Genomic DNA, 17,072 nt, shown 5'->3' on the forward strand with positions numbered 1-17,072 from the left:
ACTAAAATTAATTTTCTGGGGGAATTATGCCTTCCATAAAACCATCGCTGTTTGCAAACATCAAACGGAATGTATTTCTCAGCACTGTCCTGATTCTAGTGCTTTTTTTGGCCTTAATTCTTTTTGACCCAAGTGGTTTTGAGGCTTTAACCAAAAATTTAAATCAATGGATTATTGATTCATTTAGCTGGTTTTATGTTTTAGCCGTTGCGTTATTTCTGATCTTACTGATCTTTATTGCGCTCTCCGATATGGGGAAAATCAAACTCGGTCCTGATCATAGTCTGCCTGAATATAGCAGTGGTTCTTGGTTTGCTATGCTGTTTACCGCTGGGATGGGGATCGGCTTGATGTTCTTCGGTGTCGCTGAACCCGTGATGCACTATGTCAACCCGCCCACAGGGGATGGGCAAACCGTAGATGCCGCACAACAAGCGATGTGGATCACCTTTTTCCACTGGGGATTACATGCATGGGCCATTTATGCACTTGTGGGCTTGTCACTGGCCTATTTCTCTTTCCGACATAATTTGCCTTTAAAAGTTCGCTCCGCTTTATATCCTTTGGTGGGTAAAAAAATCTATGGTGCAACGGGAGACGCGGTCGATACCTTTGCAACCTTAGGTACCATTTTCGGGATCGCTACCACACTTGGTTTTGGAGTAACCCAAATTAATTCGGGACTGAATTATTTATTTGGTATCCAGCAAAGTATTGGTATTCAGGTCGGGCTGATTATCTTTGTCACTTCTTTAGCTTCGCTCTCAGTCGGTTTTGGTTTGGACAAAGGCATTAAGCGGCTGTCTGAATTGAACTTGGTGCTGGCAGTGGTTTTACTGTTATTTGTGTTTTTTGCCAGTTCTTCTATTTATATCTTACAAACCAGCATTCAAAATGCAGGGCAATATGTATCCAATCTGTTCACGATGACCTTCAACCTGTATGCCTACCAACCTAATGGTTGGATTGGGGGTTGGACCATTATGTATTGGGCGTGGTGGATTTCGTGGTCTCCTTTTGTGGGAATGTTTATTGCCCGAGTGTCTAAAGGACGAACTATTCGTGAGTTCATTGTCGGTGTGTTGTTCATTCCTACAGGTTTTACCCTAATTTGGATGGGCTTCATGGGGAATGCAGCGCTGTTCAGTATTATTCAAGATGGGCACACTTCGTTAATCTCAGCGGTACAACAAGATTCATCCGTCGCACTGTTTGAATTTTTGACCCATTTACCTTTCTCTCAAATATCGAGCCTGATTGCGACTGTTCTGGTGGTGCTATTCTTTGTGACTTCAGCCGACTCAGGCTCATTGGTGATTGATTACTTAACCGCAGAAACAGAAAATTCACCCTTATGGCAAAGGCTATTTTGGACCATTTTGATTGCGTTACTGTCGATAATCTTACTGATGGCAGGCGGACTTTCAGCCTTACAATCGGCCACAATTATGAGTGCCTTGCCCTTTACTTTGATTATGTTACTGGTCTGTTGGGGCTTAGTGAAAGCACTGCGTTTGGATGTCACCAAAATGCGTGCACTACAAGATGCGCGAATCACGCCACGTGCGATTCAAAATCCACGCAGTTGGCAACAACGTCTAGGTCTGATTATGCATTATCCGCATACCCAGTCTGAGGTTGAAGAATTCATTGGTCAGCAAGTACAACATGCATTTTCAGCGGTGCAAAAGGAATTTCAGCGCCGTCAGCTAGATGTGACCATTCAACCGATTGAGCATGGCTTGCAGTTACGCGTAGATCACCATAATGAAATTAACTTCATCTATCAGGTGGTTGCCCGTGAAACCCAGCCTCCTAGATTTATGGCGGATCGACTGGAGGAACAGCAGTTTTATCAGGCTGAGGTTTTCTTAAGAGAAGGCGGGCAGAATTATGATGTAATGGATTGGACTTTAGATGATCTCTTGCAAGATATTATTGACCAATATGAGCGTCATTTACATTTTTTAAATTTAGTCAGAGCCACAAACTAAAAAAAGGACGCTTAAAGCGTCCTTTTTTCTATTCAGTTTCTAAATTGAATTAGAAGCGGAATTTAGCGTTTACGCCAACAGTTTGTGTATCGAGATTCTCAGTATTGTCTTTAGCGTTAGCATTTACATAGCTTGCGCCTACAGCAACTGCTGGAGTGATGAAGTAGTTAACGTTTGCACCCCAAGCTGAATCTGGAGTACCAGCAAAGCTTGATTCAACATAAGAAGCACCAACACTTAACGCAGGTGTTAAGTAAAGGTCAGTTTTTAATTGGTAAGCAGTGTCATCACCATAAACAAGGCCAGCTTCTAAGCCAAGCGCCATGTTAGTACCGTCGATGTTACCTACGTATTTAGTACGTGCAGTAATCGCGTCTTGGTCATCACCGATTGTTACAGTTTCACCAACAGCTTTAACCGCGCCATTGCTCATTACGTTGAACGCATCAAGAGCAAATTGGTCAGCAACGCTAGTATAACCTACAGCAACCAAGAAGTTTGGAGCAGCTAAAGCACCCACTTCAAGAGCATAACGGTCGCCTTGGTCATTTGACTCGCCGTTTTTACCATCAAGAATAGTGTGGCTGTAAGACGCGCTTGCATAAGCAGGAACGAATTTAGTTGGTACATAAGCTTCAGCTTTAGCGCCATAGTTGTGAGCAACTACGTCAGCATCTAGTTCAGCATAGTTATACGCTACAGATAAATTAGATGCTTGGTTTAAGAAAGCTGCTTCAGCTAAAGGACCTTTAGATGAATCAACATCTTTAAAGTAGAAAGTACCTTGTAAACCGCCAGTAAAATCTTTGTCATTTGCATCAGATGCATCGATGTATTCAGATTGACCTTGTACTTCGAATTGGTATGCTTGAGCACCGGTCATGGCTAATAATAAAGCAGTGGCTAAACCGAGTTTTTTCATGATATTTACCAGATTGTTAACATTGGATTAAACTAAGGCTATTCTATTGTAACAATTTATTAAGTCAATGAGCTCTAATGGTATTATATTATTGAGTAATTACTCTAGCTGTGTTATAGGTTAAAAATTACTCAATTGAGTGTATCCATGTCAACCAAAAAAAACTTACAGCAGAACAATAGGGTATACCTATTTAGAAAACAGAGAATGCAGGAAAATGAATTGTACTGAACTTGATTTTTAATTGGTAAATTAGATTGAATATATAGATATAAACGGTAAAAAAGTTAAATAAAGCACCTTAAATATAGGCGTTTTTGTGTCCTAAATCTAAAAAACGCCTAAAATTAGCGCAAAAAGCTCGTTTTTTGCTTGCATAATGTACATATCCGCCGAGTATTTGTGATAATTTTCACGCTAATTATAGCGTTGTGTTAATCCATAGTGCTTTAGTTGGCTTTACAAGTGAACGGATTTATTTCATAATAATTTTAGCGAATCATTTAACAATATTGTTGTTTTGTGAGAAGCTAATTCTCCTCAAACAGTTTTTGTTTATCTGCCCAACTTTCCCCAAGGTTGGGCTTTTTTTTATTTAAATTTTCGAGATCTTCTTTTTTCTAATAAAAATCTATTGGAATTTAATGCACAATAATGGTGCAAATGTGGGGCTGTATTTTTCATTAAAAACTTTTATTCGAGCAAAAAAAAACCAACTTCTAAGAGAAGTTGGTTTTTTCCGCCAAAATTTGTGGGAAAATTAGAATATTTGCTGAGGATATACTCTAATTCGCTCCAATACTGTGCATTATGCACTTAAATGTTGCATATGTAAATATAGGAACTTTAAAAAATGGGAATTAAAAATATTGAATGAAATTCACACTAAACATGAATATTATTAAGGATGGATTGACTCAGCTTTCATAGGTGAGTGAAAGTTTAGCTGTGATCATTTGGGGATGATGAAATCTTAAAACGATGCAAAACAAAGAATTAATCACTTAAATACACGATATACTGTTCGTATAATAAACAGTTAATTTAGTTTTCTTTTATTTGGGAATGGGGGCGTGGTTGAAGTATGCGAGAAATACGCTCTGAGTATTTGAGTCAAAAGCTGTATATTGCAATGAGCATTATTATTTTGTCATTGTGCAGCTTATCCATTCCGTTGATAGTTAAAAGTTATCGTGATTACAACAAAACCAACCAAGCTTTAACTGAAATACAAGCCTTACAGGCTGTTGCAGACTTGGCCAATAAGATTTCACGAGAGCGTGCACCAGCCAACAAACTCATGTCGAGTAATCAACAAGACTTTGCCAAACACGTGCTTGAGTTAAAACTATATCGGCTCACGGTGGATGAGCAGATGAAAAAGACTTTAGAGGTTTTAAAGCACTCGAACCTCCCAAATTTAGATTTAAGTTTAGTTGACCGTTTAGATGAAGCTTTAATGCAAGGCAGACAACAGGTAGATGCCTATGCAGCTCTACCACGTGAGCAACGTAATGCCGAGACCATGGATCAAGCCATCCTAAAAATGTTTAGTGCTTGGGATCGTAGTCATGATGTTTTAAAAGACGTAATCGCTGTATCTGAAGGCAAAGACACCGCTGTTTCAAACTTCTATGTCCAAATTTTATTATTAGCGGACTTACGTGATCAGGCCGGTCGTGCTGCATCCAATGTGATGGCACATGTGGCTTTTAAACAACCGATTCCTGAAACCAATTTAGCGCGTTCTTTACAGACTCGGAGGCAAGTGATGTATTTGTGGGAACTCATTGATACCTTACAGCCCGAGCGTGATAAAACCGAAGAATTTAAAGTGCTGCATCAAGCGGTTTATAACGAGTTTTTAGCCAAAGGGCTATTAATCGTAGAGCGCTTGATGAATGAAAGTATTTACCATCGACCGTACTATTTAACAGGGACACAGTTAACTGAAGCAATCGTTGATAAATTTTCGACCGTGGTGGAATTGCAAAATTATTTACTCAAATATAGCGTTGAAAAAGCCATTATCGAAAAGCATAAAGCACAAAATATTTTGCTCACAACGGTGGGTATTTCACTGATTTCAATTTTTGCGGCACTGTTTACCATGATCTATGCGCGCAAGAGAGTGTTTAGTCCACTCATTCAAGCGCGTGAAATTCTGTTTGATTTATCCCATTCAAGTATTCGCCCCAACCCGATGGATACCAAAGATCAACCCGCCAATATGTATTCTTTATTTACAGCAATTCAGCAGTTAAAACAGACGCTTCAGCAGCGAGATGCGTTGGAGTTTCGACTCAAGAATATTGCGCATTTGGATTCATTAACCGGGGTTGCAAACCGTTATGCGCTGAATGAATACATTAAACTTTTGGAAAATCAGCCGACTCAGTTTTCGGAAACTTGTTTAATGGTGATCGATATCGATCATTTTAAACAGGTCAACGATGTGTATGGACATCTGATGGGGGATCAGGTGATTCAGTTTGTGGTTGAAAAATTAAAAGAAAATATTCGGACATCTGACTTGTTGGTACGTTACGGTGGCGATGAATTTATTGTGCTGATTGAAAATGTTGGAATGGAGCGCGCTTTAAAAATTGCGGAAAAGATTCGTTCTGAGATTTATGAAGCGAAGCCACTTGATAATGTACGTTGCCCTGATTTAAAAGTTAGTATTAGTATTGGGGTCGCAATTGGTGCGACCAGTTGGATGGCACTGTTAGAAAAAGCCGATCGTGCTTTGTTTCAAGCCAAAGAGCAGGGTAAAAATAAGGTGGCGAGTTGAGTTTATTTGTGAAATTCTTAGCTACTGGAAATATCAAAAAAACCAGGGTGATATAACTCAATAGAAGTCTGTGTTTAAATTAAATTTGATAATAATAGAAGGAGCTAAACGTGAGCGAAGGCTGTATTTTTTGTCAGATGATTCAAAATAAAATACCTTGCCACGTCATTGATAGCAATGATGACTATATGGCTTTTTTGACTATCTTTCCAAATACATTAGGCGCAACGGTTGTGATCCCGAAAAAGCATTATGCAAGTTATGCTTTTGATTTAGATGATGATGTTTTAACTGGGTTAATACTCTATACCAAGAAAATTGCGAAAAAGTTAGATGGATTCTTTGAAGACGTTGGACGTACCGCAATGGTATTTGAAGGTTTTGGTGTCGATCATATACATGCAAAATTGTTCCCTATGCATGGAACTATGCAAGTGCATGAAAACTGGAAAGCTGTAAATTCTAATGTTGATAAATACTTTGAGCAGTACGAAGGCTATATTTCATCACATGATTTTCAGCGGGCAAATGATGAAGAGTTGGCTTTGCTTGCTGAGCAGATTCGAGCTTTTGAATAATAAGTTGAACGATTGGTATTAATGACTATCGTTTTAGAGCATCTTCGTACTGGATTGCTGGCATAATTGCTATTGTGTAGCGTTATCTCATTTTTACTGGGCAAAAGTGACAAAACCCACTTGTTTAACTAATGTTCAGTCCCTTGAGCATAGTCAAACAGGCGACATTCATGTCGCCTGTTATGTGGAAGGAGGAAATCCTCCCCCTCTTAAAGTGGGAGAATCCCAGAATCACTTCAACAACGGCTTCAAAAACTTCGCAGTATGTGAAACTTTAGATTTCACCACATGCTCAGGTGTACCTTGCGCAATAATCATCCCACCACCTGCACCACCTTCAGGGCCCAAATCAATCACCCAGTCAGCAGTTTTGATCACATCCAAATTATGCTCAATCACCACAATAGTATTGCCCTTATTACGAAGCTCATGGAGGATATCTAACAGTTTAGCAATGTCATGGAAATGTAGACCTGTAGTGGGTTCATCCAAGATATACAACGTTTTACCCGTATCACGTTTTGCCAATTCACGTGCTAATTTCACACGTTGCGCTTCACCACCTGACAGTGTCGTTGCAGACTGACCTAAACGAATATAGCCTAAACCGACTTGATTTAACGTTTCCAAACGACGGTGAATCACAGGAATCGCATCAAAGAAATGCATGGCATCTTCAACCGTCATATTCAGTACATCGGAAATATTCTTCCCTTTATACCCAACTTCTAAAGTTTCACGGTTATAGCGTTCACCATGACAGTTATCACACGGCACATACATATCAGGTAAAAAGTGCATAGCCACTTTGATCATGCCGTCACCTTCACAGGCTTCACAACGACCACCTTTCACGTTAAACGAGAAACGTCCCGCAGCATAACCACGTGCTTTGGCTTCAGGCGTTTGCGCAAACAATTCACGAATTGGGGTAAACAAACCCGTATACGTTGCAGGGTTAGAGCGAGGTGTACGACCAATCGGGCTTTGGTCAATATCAACCACTTTATCAAGGAATTGCAGACCATCAATTGAATCAAATTTTTCAGCCGTTAAAGTGGTTGCACCATTAAGCTGTGTTGCTGCTAAAGGCAATAAAGTACGATTAATCAACGTTGATTTACCTGAACCAGATACACCAGTCACACAGGTCATCACACCCAAAGGAATGGTTAAATCCACATTCTGTAGGTTATGACCCGCAGCACCCATCAATTTAATTTGTTCTTCAGGCTTTGGTGGTTCAGTACGTTTTTTCGGTACTTCAATTTTCAGTTTGCCTGATAAATATTGACCCGTGAGAGATTCACTATTCGCAAGGATTTCATCATAAGTCCCTTCAGCAATCACATGACCACCATGAATACCAGCACCAGGGCCAATATCGATAATATGATCTGCTGCACGAATCGCATCTTCATCATGCTCAACGACTAAAACAGTATTCCCCAAATCACGTAAGCGGACTAAGGTTTCTAATAGACGATCATTATCACGTTGATGCAGACCAATCGACGGTTCATCGAGGACATACATCACACCCATCAAACCTGCGCCGATTTGCGAAGCCAAACGAATACGTTGCGCTTCACCACCAGACAAGGTTTCTGCTGAACGAGAAAGACTTAAATAATTCAAACCAACAGAGACTAGAAAGTGCAGGCGCTCACGAATTTCTTTAAAGATTTTATCGGCAATTTCGCCTTTTGCGCCATCAAGATTTAAATCTTGATAATAACTTTCAGCATCACCAATCGACATTTTGGTAATTTGGGCGATGGTTTTATCTTTTACTCGAACATGACGTGAAATTTCATTTAGACGTGATCCACCGCAAGCATCACAGGCCGCATTAGACAGGTACTGTGCCAAATCATCACGAACATAGTTTGACTCTGTTTCACGATAGCGACGTTCTAAATGTGGCAAAATTCCTTCAAAAGGTTGTACACGATTATGTTTACGACCCCGTTCGTCGATATAACTTAAATCAACTTTTTCTTTGCCTGTGCCGTAGAGAAATTTCTTTTTGGTGTCGGCATCCAGTTCATTCCAAGGCGTATCCAAAGAAAAGCTAAAATGCTCAGCCACTTTTTCAATCATGCTGTAGTAGTACGGACGTTGTCTGTCCCAACCACGAATAGCGCCTTGGCTAATCGACACATCAGGACTTGGAATGAGTTTTTCGGCACTAAAATGGCTACGAGTCCCTAAACCATCACAGGTTGGGCAGGCACCAAAGGGATTGTTAAATGAAAATAAACGGGGCTCAAGTTCTGCAACAGCGCGGTCACATTCTGGACATGAGTGTTTAGCTGAAAAGACCCGATCTGGGTGTTCACCGTTCATCCACGAAAGAATCGCAATATCACCGCCCAAACGTAGAGCCGTTTCAAAAGACTCTGCAATGCGGTTGCCGAGGTCATCACGGACTTTAAAACGATCCACCACCACTTCAATGGTGTGTTTTTTCTTTTTATCGAGTTCTGGAATTGGGTCGAGATCAACAATCTCACCATCGACGCGCGCCCGTACAAAACCTTGACTTTGTAGCTGTTCAAACAGGTTGGAATATTCACCTTTACGCTCACGCACCACAGGTGCAAGCAGCATCAGCGCTGTCCCTTCATCCAATCCTTTTACGGCATCGACCATTTCCGATACGGTCTGTGCCACCATCGGCAAATCATGCTCTGGGCAAAATGGCGTACCGACACGTGCGTAGAGTAGACGTAAATAGTCATAAATTTCGGTAATGGTGCCCACCGTAGAGCGTGGGTTATGGCTGGTTGACTTCTGTTCAATCGCAATGGCAGGGCTTAAACCTTCAATTGAGTCAACTTCAGGTTTTTCCATTTGTGATAAGAACTGGCGCGCATAGGCCGAGAGCGATTCGACATAACGACGCTGGCCTTCGGCGTACAGCGTATCAAATGCAAGCGATGACTTACCTGAACCAGAAAGTCCCGTGATCACCACGAATTTGTCGCGGGGAATATCAAGGTTCACATTTTTTAAGTTATGGGTACGTGCGCCTCGAATACGGATATGACTTTGGCTCATAAAACTATCTCGAAATTGTGCAGATGAAGGAGGTATATGATAACGACTTATGCTTTATTCAAGTGTTAAACATGATTTTATAGCGACAAATCATGTCGGCCAAAAGAAAAGTGATGCTGCTAAACTGTAGCTAGATTTCAGTGTTGAAACAAGTCTCAAGCTATCGATATTGGCTGCGACTGAAGATAGAAAGATGTTTACGCATTGCGTAAAAAAGAGTGGATCTCCCATTCGGCGCAGCGCAAAAGTTGCATCATGGTTGTGCTATTTTTGGTTTGCCATACGCCTTCAGGGATAGAGTGTTGTAGTGTTTGCAGCATTTAACATGCTAGCGCATAACGACGTTCAAAGATTGAATCGACCGTCTCAAAAGCAAAGGGACGGATAATGTCATGATGAAGACGGGCATAGAAATTGACTTTGTGCTCAAGAGTTTGCAAGAAGGCATCGTAGTCATTTTCAAAGTCTGGTAGGTCGAGTAAGTCTTGTTCTCGACTTAAAACGCAATGATATTTTTTAATAAACGCCAACATCAATTTTTGAATATGTGGATTGGTATAATAAATGAGATAGGTCGCGGCAGAACCGCAGTGTAAACAGCCTTTTTCAAGGTAAATTTCTTCGTTATTTAGCCAGCAACATTGTACGGTAAAAAATGCACGAATGGCTTCAGTACCAAGAGTATCCGGATGCATGAGAACGGCCCTCGAAAGTTAATTATGCAAATGATAATTATTATCATTACTAGAGTTTAGTTTTAAATGCTTAAAATAGCAATCGCGCCTTCTGAAAAAATACGATATTCGGTCAATAAAAAGCCCTGAAGGTTTCAGGGCTTTTTGGATCATTTTCGCTTTTAAGCGTGGTCTAAACCGAGCCATTGCTGCTGTTTATAAGCGCTGTCCCAGAACAACCATTCCAGTTCAGCCCCTTTACGGTAGGCTTTATGCATTTTCTCAATAGTGTCTGCATCGCAACGCGCAGCCACTTTATCGATGGTTGCAATTACATTACGTACTGCTTGGTTGAATTCTTCACCTGCGTAAGTATCAATCCACGCTTGGTACGGGTTGTTGGCGATAGAGTTACCCACAATGTCTTTACCGACTTCAGCATAAATCCAAAAACAAGGTAAGAGCGCTGCTAACACCACAGGGTAGCTTTCAGACCATGCTGTTGCCGTTAGAAATGAAGTGTAATGGTGACATGCCAAAGTCAGAGGTGTTTCTTCAAACTGTTGTTTTGAAATATCAAAATTTTTCATAAAGCCATCATGCAAACTGCGTTCCACCACAATCGCTTCTTTGGCTCCTTGGCTAAACTGGATAATGTCATCGGCCTCATACGCTTTGGCACCACACACCGCTAAAGCACGACCATAAGCCACCAAGTAGTGCGCATCTTGAATCACATAATGACAAAATGCTTCTTTATTAAGTGTGCCTGAAGCCAATTCTTGGTTAAAAGGTAAAGCCAGTGTTTTTTGATATAAGTCGACATTACGTTGCCAAACGTCTTGAGAAAAAGCCATGATTAGATCCTGAGGGAAGCCAAAATATGGGCAAGACTATAACAACAGTTTGCGCGGAACAACAATCCATCTCCGTACATCGGTGAGATAAGTAAAAATTAACGAAGATGTTTTGGTTTCAGACTTAAAAAGCGTCATAATTGCGGCCATAAAACTCAACCTGTTTTTTTAAGTTTTCGTTCATCTCCAAATTTTTTATAGGTCGATCTGTCATGATGAAACATTTTGGTTTCTCTATCATTTTTACGATCGTGTGTCTTGCGTTATCTGCGTACTGGGGTTTTACCCATGGACCAGAAGCGGGCTTAAAGACCATGTTTACTGCTTTGACCATTACTGCAATTTTAGCGGTGATGGAGGTCTCGCTATCTTTTGATAATGCCGTGGTCAATGCATCTGTGTTACGTGGCTGGGATCATTTCTGGAAAACGTTGTTCCTGACGGTGGGTATTTTAGTCGCTGTATTTGGTATGCGTTTAATCTTCCCTGTCGCAATTGTGGCGGTAACTGCAGATATGGGCTTTGTTGAAGTCGTACAACTGGCTTTGAATGATCCAAAAACCTACTCGCAACGTCTGATGGATCATCACCCTGAAATTGCTGCGTTTGGTGGTGCATTCTTGTTACTCGTGTTCTTAAACTTCTTTTTAGATGAAGAGAAAGATACACACTGGTTCCGCTGGTTAGAACGTCGTTTGACCAACTTAGCCAATGTTCCTGCAATGTCGGTATTCCTTGCACTGATTGCACTTTTGGTGATGGCGGCCAATGTCGATGAAGCCAAACGTCTGGTGGTGACCATGGCGGGAATCTGGGGCATCGTGGTTTATATTGGCGTACAAGTCTTGAGTCATTTGTTGGGTGGTGAACCTGAAGTTGATGAAGATGGCAATGCAGTTACGCATGATGCCAATGGCGCAACCACAGGGGTAGTCAAAGCAGGTATTGGTGGTTTCTTATACCTAGAAGTACTTGATGCATCGTTCAGTTTTGATGGCGTAATTGGCGCGTTTGCGATTACTTCGGATGTCGTGATTATTATGCTGGGTCTCGCGATTGGTGCGATCTTCGTGCGTTCGATGACCATTTACTTGGTCGATAAAGGGACTTTGGATGCCTATGTTTTCCTTGAGCATGGTGCACACTACGCGATTGGTGCTTTAGCATTCATTATGCTGGCAAGTGGTACAGGTCTACATGTACCAGAAGTCGTCACAGGCTTAATTGGTGTGGCCTTTATTGTTTGGGCTGTTATTGCTTCTATTCAATACAAAAAACATCAAGCCGCTTAAAGCAGATTGCTTTAAACCGCGGAAAAGCGCAGCTCAGGCTGCGCTTTTTGTTTTTCAGATCAGGAAGGCTTTTATTAAACATAAAATTCATGCCGCTAGTCGGATTGAATAGCCTATAATCTTGATCCAAGATTAATTCAATACAGTCTGTCCTCGTTTATGATGAATGCTTTAGAACGTCGTTCAACTTTTGCCTTAAGCAGTATTTTTGCCTTACGCATGTTGGGTTTGTTCATGATCATCCCTGTATTTTCTGTAGCAGGGCAGACCTATGAATATGCAACGCCTGCGTTGCTCGGTTTGGCTGTGGGGATTTATGGCTTAACACAGGCCATTTTACAGATTCCTTTTAGCTTGATTGCCGACCGTTATAGCCGTAAGCCTTTGGTGGTTTTTGGGCTACTCCTGTTTGCTTTGGGCGGTGCAATTGCAGCGATGTCAGACACTATTTATGGGGTGATTATTGGTCGTGCCATTGCGGGTGGTGGTGCAGTGTCTGCGGTGGTGATGGCACTACTGGCGGATGTGACCCGTGAAGAAAACCGTATGAAAGCCATGGCAACCATGGGCATGAGTATCGGGGTTTCTTTTGCTGTGGCTTTTAGTTTGGGGCCGTGGCTTACGGGTTTAGTGGGTATTTCAGGATTATTCTGGGTAACGACCATCATGGGTTTGGCAGCTATTTCGATGCTGTTTTTGGTGCCCAAAGTCACCCGCCATCACCGTAATTATCAACAAGGTTATTTGGCTCAGCTCAAACAAGTCTTAAAAATGGGCGATCTGAACCGTCTGCATGTATCGGTGTTTAGCTTACATTTATTGCTGACGGCAATGTTTATTTATGTCCCATCGCAACTCATCGACTTTGCAAAAATTCCACTAAATTCGCATGGCTGGGTGTATTTACCGCTGTTGGTGATTAGCCTATTTTTTGCCTTTCCAAGTATTGTGTTGGCTGAAAAATATCGCAAAATGCGAGGCATCTTTTTAACGGCTATTGGCGGCATTATTTTAGGTTTAGGCATCCTAATTTTTGGCTTTGAGTCGAAGTATATTTTGCTGACAGGTTTGGGCTTATTCTTTATTGCTTTTAACGTCATGGAAGCGTTGCTGCCGTCATGGTTATCGAAAGCTGCGCCAATTCAGTCTAAAGCCACCGCGATGGGCGTAAATGCCAGCAGCCAGTTTTTAGGCGCATTCTTTGGTGGTGTCACAGGCGGTCAGTTGCTGCTGTTAAACAATACAGCCTTGGGCTGGAGCATCCTGACTGGACTTGCGATTGTTTGGTTATTGATTAGTTTTGGCTTGGCACAACCGCGCTATTTGTCTTCGATGGTATTGCGTTTACCTGAACATAAACAAACGGACGAATGGACTTCACAGCTTTTAGCGATTCGTGGTATTGAAGAGGTCGTGGTGATGTCTGATCAGCAAGTAGCGTATGTAAAAGTCGATAAGCAGCAAATAGATGATGCTACGCGACAAGATTTAACGCAGTTGTTGGGGAAAGAGGTAGCCATTTAAGCATAACTCTTATAAAGTAAATAATAGAAATAGATAGGAAGTAAACATCAGATGCGCGGTGTAAATAAAGTTATTTTAGTGGGCACATTAGGCCGAGATCCAGAGACGAAAACTTTCCCAAACGGTGGTTCGTTGACCCAGTTTTCAATTGCAACGAGCGACTCTTGGACAGACAAAAGCACCGGTGAGCGTAAAGAGCAAACCGAATGGCACCGTATTGTGTTACACAACCGTCTAGGTGAAATTGCGCAACAATACCTACGTAAAGGTTCGAAAGTTTATATTGAGGGTTCACTGCGTACTCGTCAGTGGACAGATCAAAATGGTCAAGAACGCTACACCACAGAAATTCGTGGTGAGCAAATGCAGATGCTCGACAACAACCGTCAGCAAGGCGAGCAAATGCAAGGCGGAAATGATGGTTATGCACAACCACGTTTCAACAATAACCAAGGTGGTGGTTATAACAATAACAACAACCAAGGCGGTTATGGCGGTAATCCAGCAGCGGGTAATAGCAACAACCAACAAAGTGGTTATGCGAACAATAACCCAAGCGGTTTTGCACCAAAGGCGGCTCCTCAGTCAGCGCCTGCGGCAGCACCAGCAGATATGGATGATGATCTTCCGTTCTAACTTGTGCAATATCTAAATATTGTATGAAGTGAAAAAGAACTTGATTTATATCAAGTTCTTTTTTTATGGCTAGGCAAATTTGGTATTTAAAAAGAGCTTTATAGAATAAAAATGTTCAGCTAATACGAGTGACAGAGCATACTTTTTCTCTCTATAAAAAAGGGACCTCTGATGAGATCCCTTTTTAAAAATACGAAATGCTAATAAATCATGATAAAGATTGCTGAGGATGAACCATATTTTTGATTGATAGCACATCAGCCAAAAGTTGATCAGACAATAGGTTTTCAGCTTTAATTAAAGCCAATACACTTTGACCAGTTTCATTGGCTTGTTTTGCAATACGAGTCGTTGTTTCATAGCCCAAATAGGGGTTGAGTGCAGTAATAATGCCGATTGAATTATCTACATTTGCCTGACAGTGTTCAGCATTGGCACGGATGTTTTCAATACATTTGTATTGGAACATTTGCATCGCTTTACCCAACAAATCGATCGATTCGAACAGTTTAAAAGCAATTAACGGCTCCATCGCATTGAGCTGTAACTGACCTGCTTCGGCCGCCAAAGTAATGGCCAAATCATTTGCAATCACTTGAAAACACACTAAATTCATTGCTTCTGGAATAACAGGGTTCACTTTGCCAGGCATAATTGAGCTGCCCGGTTGACGCGGTTCCAAATGGATTTCATTCAGACCAGTACGAGGGCCACTAGAAAGCAAACGCAGGTCATTGGCAATTTTTGAGAGTTTAGTCGCGGTACGTTTTAAGAAGCTCGATAATAAAACGAAATCCCCCATATCTGAGGTTGCTTCGATTAAATCAGGTGAACTGCTGATCTGCTTTTGGGTAATTTCAGACAACGCTGCGATGGCATATTCACGATACTTAACTTCGGTATTGATGCCTGTTCCAATTGCTGTTCCGCCCAAATTTACAACACTTAAAGCAGACGGCATGATGTCATTGAGCTTGTTTAAATCATTTTGTAAGGTATTTGCAAATGCGCCAAATTCTTGGCCCAAGGTCATTGGAACGGCATCTTGCAATTGGGTACGACCCATTTTTAAGATATGCGAAAACTCATCTGATTTATTCTTAAAACTTTGAATTAAATTTTGAAACGGGCTATTCAATTGCTCAATTGCAAAAATTAAACCCACTTTAATTGCCGTTGGATAGACGTCATTGGTTGACTGAGACATATTAATATCATTATTTGGATGTAAATATTGATATTCACCTTTTAAATGATCTAAATGTTCTAATCCAATATTAGCCAGTACTTCATTGATATTCATATTGGTGGATGTTCCCGCACCACCTTGAATCATATCAATTGGAAATTGGTCATGATATTTATAATTAATAATTTGTTCACATGCATACTGAATAGCATTGTATTTATTTTCTTCAAGTTTATTGATTTTAAAGTTAGCTTCTGCGCATGCAGCTTTAACCATTGCAAGGGCATTAATAAAAACAGGGAATTGATTGAGTTTATTTGGACTTAAATTAAAGTTCTCTAAAGCTCTTAAAGTTTGTACACCATAATAGCAATGAGCAGGAATTTCTTTATGTCCTAATAAATCCTTTTCAACGCGTGTGTTAATCTTAATGTTCATTTAAATAGACTCTAATCTCGAATAAATCGATATTAAAGTGCGCACGGTTTTTTTTCTAATGTAAAAATATATTACTACATGCATTTTTTGCATAATAGATTATAATTGATCAAAGGATGAGTGAAGAATGAGGAGTTATGACTTTAGAAATTCGATGGATTGAAGATTTACTTGCGTTAGAGCAAGAAAAATCGATATCTCAAGCAGCAGCTCTACGACATGTCACGCAGTCTGCCTTTACGCGCAGAATTCAGAATATTGAAAACTCATTGGGTTTCCAAATTTTGAAAAGATATAGTAAAAATATTGATTTCACAGAAGCAGGCCAAGTTTTACTTGCTTCGGCAAAAAACATACAAAATCAACTCACTACAACAATAAAATATTTAGAAAAGAATGTGAAACATGATGAGTTAACCGTCAAGTTTGCAGTGTCACACTCGCTCATTACCCAGTTTTTCCCCCGCTTTATTCATGAGTTAGCGATGGATATGACGGACTTAAAATTGGAAATTATTGCCTCAAATTTCAAACAGGGGATGCGCTTATTAAAAGATGGCTCGTGTGATTTTTTAATCAGTTATTGTGATCAAAAAACATTAGAACAATTCGATCGTTCTTTGTTCGAATTTCATAAAATTGTTGAAATGGAAATACTCCCTGTAACGGCGTTAGATCATGACGGAACTGCCAAATATTCACTCGATCAGTCATTTCCTTTGTTGTCTTATAGTAAACAAGCATATTTAAGAAACTGTGTGGATGAAGCGATTGAAAATAGGTTGGATTATAGAACTTTATATGAGACTGATAATGCAGGTGACTTAAAAGAGTTGGTATTACAAGGTTTAGGTGTGGCATGGCTGCCTAAATTATTGGTTGAAAGAGAAATCCAAGAAAATAAATTAAAAGTACTGGACGGTAAGCAGTACTATTTATTTCAAGATGTCTATCTGGTTAAACGAGAAATGTCATTTTCAAATCGAATTAATTATATTTGGAATATTTTAATTCAGAAAAATAAATAATTGGATTTTATGAATTATTTTAGTTAATCGTTGTGAAACATATTGTTAATAATAAATATGGTGATTTTATGAATAGTAAATAA

General features: G+C 40.4%; 13 protein-coding genes. 7 read left to right on the forward strand and 6 right to left on the reverse strand.

From position 1 onward, the window contains the following. The first annotated feature begins 26 nt into the window (after nucleotides 1-26). Complete coding sequence (locus ACY3FQ_RS00700) at nucleotides 27-1,994, forward strand: BCCT family transporter (protein WP_489773514.1); 1,968 nt, start codon at nucleotides 27-29, stop codon at nucleotides 1,992-1,994. A 49-nt stretch (nucleotides 1,995-2,043) separates the two neighbouring features. Here ACY3FQ_RS00700 and omp33-36 read toward each other — a convergent pair whose 3' ends face one another. Then, nucleotides 2,044-2,916 carry a porin Omp33-36 gene (gene omp33-36, locus ACY3FQ_RS00705; protein WP_159152718.1) on the reverse strand — a complete coding sequence of 291 codons (873 nt, stop codon included), beginning with the start codon at nucleotides 2,914-2,916 and terminating at the stop codon, nucleotides 2,044-2,046. Between the two features lie 1,084 nt (nucleotides 2,917-4,000). Here omp33-36 and ACY3FQ_RS00710 point away from each other — a divergent pair. Further along, nucleotides 4,001-5,710, forward strand: a complete 1,710-nt coding sequence (locus ACY3FQ_RS00710; protein ID WP_178895762.1) for a GGDEF domain-containing protein — start codon at nucleotides 4,001-4,003, stop codon at nucleotides 5,708-5,710. 110 nt (nucleotides 5,711-5,820) lie between these two features. Further along, complete coding sequence (locus ACY3FQ_RS00715; RefSeq protein WP_159152716.1) at nucleotides 5,821-6,288, forward strand: HIT family protein; 468 nt, start codon at nucleotides 5,821-5,823, stop codon at nucleotides 6,286-6,288. A gap of 231 nt (nucleotides 6,289-6,519) precedes the next feature. Here the strand turns inward: ACY3FQ_RS00715 and uvrA are convergent, their stop codons facing one another. The 4 genes from uvrA to tenA form a co-directional block, all read right to left on the reverse strand. Beyond that, a complete protein-coding gene (gene uvrA / locus ACY3FQ_RS00720; protein WP_159152715.1) occupies nucleotides 6,520-9,351 on the reverse strand; it encodes an excinuclease ABC subunit UvrA in 2,832 nt (943 codons plus the stop codon). Nucleotides 9,352-9,548: 197 nt separating this feature from the next. After that, the gene (locus ACY3FQ_RS00725) at nucleotides 9,549-9,671 is read right to left on the reverse strand and encodes a hypothetical protein (protein WP_289845600.1); all 123 of its coding nucleotides are present in this window, start codon (nucleotides 9,669-9,671) and stop codon (nucleotides 9,549-9,551) included. Then, on the reverse strand, nucleotides 9,672-10,046 hold the full coding sequence (locus tag ACY3FQ_RS00730) for a hypothetical protein (RefSeq protein ID WP_159152714.1): 375 nt from the start codon (nucleotides 10,044-10,046) through the stop codon (nucleotides 9,672-9,674). A 161-nt stretch (nucleotides 10,047-10,207) separates the two neighbouring features. Then, nucleotides 10,208-10,882: a thiaminase II gene (gene tenA, locus ACY3FQ_RS00735; RefSeq protein WP_004691671.1), complete on the reverse strand. Its 675-nt coding sequence runs from the start codon at nucleotides 10,880-10,882 to the stop codon at nucleotides 10,208-10,210. 212 nt (nucleotides 10,883-11,094) lie between these two features. Here tenA and ACY3FQ_RS00740 point away from each other — a divergent pair, with 212 nt between their 5' ends. From ACY3FQ_RS00740 to ssb, 3 genes are all read left to right on the forward strand, one after another. Then, entirely contained in the window at nucleotides 11,095-12,174 is a 1,080-nt protein-coding gene (locus ACY3FQ_RS00740) for a DUF475 domain-containing protein (protein ID WP_489773515.1), read from the forward strand. A 159-nt stretch (nucleotides 12,175-12,333) separates the two neighbouring features. Beyond that, nucleotides 12,334-13,698, forward strand: a complete 1,365-nt coding sequence (locus tag ACY3FQ_RS00745) for an MFS transporter (protein ID WP_004978200.1) — start codon at nucleotides 12,334-12,336, stop codon at nucleotides 13,696-13,698. Between the two features lie 51 nt (nucleotides 13,699-13,749). Then, the gene (gene ssb, locus ACY3FQ_RS00750) at nucleotides 13,750-14,334 is read left to right on the forward strand and encodes a single-stranded DNA-binding protein (protein ID WP_004691666.1); all 585 of its coding nucleotides are present in this window, start codon (nucleotides 13,750-13,752) and stop codon (nucleotides 14,332-14,334) included. A 208-nt stretch (nucleotides 14,335-14,542) separates the two neighbouring features. Here ssb and ACY3FQ_RS00755 read toward each other — a convergent pair whose 3' ends face one another. Continuing rightward, nucleotides 14,543-15,961 (reverse strand): aspartate ammonia-lyase, encoded by a 1,419-nt coding sequence (locus ACY3FQ_RS00755; RefSeq protein ID WP_178895764.1) that lies wholly within the window; start codon nucleotides 15,959-15,961, stop codon nucleotides 14,543-14,545. Between the two features lie 137 nt (nucleotides 15,962-16,098). On the opposite strand from ACY3FQ_RS00755, the gene ACY3FQ_RS00760 reads away from it, so the two are divergent. Continuing rightward, complete coding sequence (locus tag ACY3FQ_RS00760; RefSeq protein ID WP_489773516.1) at nucleotides 16,099-16,989, forward strand: LysR substrate-binding domain-containing protein; 891 nt, start codon at nucleotides 16,099-16,101, stop codon at nucleotides 16,987-16,989. Nucleotides 16,990-17,072: the final 83 nt, after the last annotated feature.

Source organism: Acinetobacter sp. AB03, from assembly GCF_058107045.1.

What these genes read in the sequence shown, in the direction of transcription:
- ACY3FQ_RS00700 (WP_489773514.1), top strand. Translation starts at nt 27, where the DNA reads ATGCCTTCCATAAAACCATCGCTGTTTGCAAACATCAAACGGAATGTA.
- omp33-36 (WP_159152718.1), bottom strand. Translation starts at nt 2,916, where the DNA reads ATGAAAAAACTCGGTTTAGCCACTGCTTTATTATTAGCCATGACCGGT.
- ACY3FQ_RS00710 (WP_178895762.1), top strand. Translation starts at nt 4,001, where the DNA reads ATGCGAGAAATACGCTCTGAGTATTTGAGTCAAAAGCTGTATATTGCA.
- uvrA (WP_159152715.1), bottom strand. Translation starts at nt 9,351, where the DNA reads ATGAGCCAAAGTCATATCCGTATTCGAGGCGCACGTACCCATAACTTA.
- ACY3FQ_RS00725 (WP_289845600.1), bottom strand. Translation starts at nt 9,671, where the DNA reads ATGCTGCAAACACTACAACACTCTATCCCTGAAGGCGTATGGCAAACC.
- ACY3FQ_RS00730 (WP_159152714.1), bottom strand. Translation starts at nt 10,046, where the DNA reads ATGCATCCGGATACTCTTGGTACTGAAGCCATTCGTGCATTTTTTACC.
- tenA (WP_004691671.1), bottom strand. Translation starts at nt 10,882, where the DNA reads ATGGCTTTTTCTCAAGACGTTTGGCAACGTAATGTCGACTTATATCAA.
- ACY3FQ_RS00740 (WP_489773515.1), top strand. Translation starts at nt 11,095, where the DNA reads ATGATGAAACATTTTGGTTTCTCTATCATTTTTACGATCGTGTGTCTT.
- ACY3FQ_RS00745 (WP_004978200.1), top strand. Translation starts at nt 12,334, where the DNA reads ATGATGAATGCTTTAGAACGTCGTTCAACTTTTGCCTTAAGCAGTATT.
- ssb (WP_004691666.1), top strand. Translation starts at nt 13,750, where the DNA reads ATGCGCGGTGTAAATAAAGTTATTTTAGTGGGCACATTAGGCCGAGAT.
- ACY3FQ_RS00755 (WP_178895764.1), bottom strand. Translation starts at nt 15,961, where the DNA reads ATGAACATTAAGATTAACACACGCGTTGAAAAGGATTTATTAGGACAT.
- ACY3FQ_RS00760 (WP_489773516.1), top strand. Translation starts at nt 16,099, where the DNA reads ATGACTTTAGAAATTCGATGGATTGAAGATTTACTTGCGTTAGAGCAA.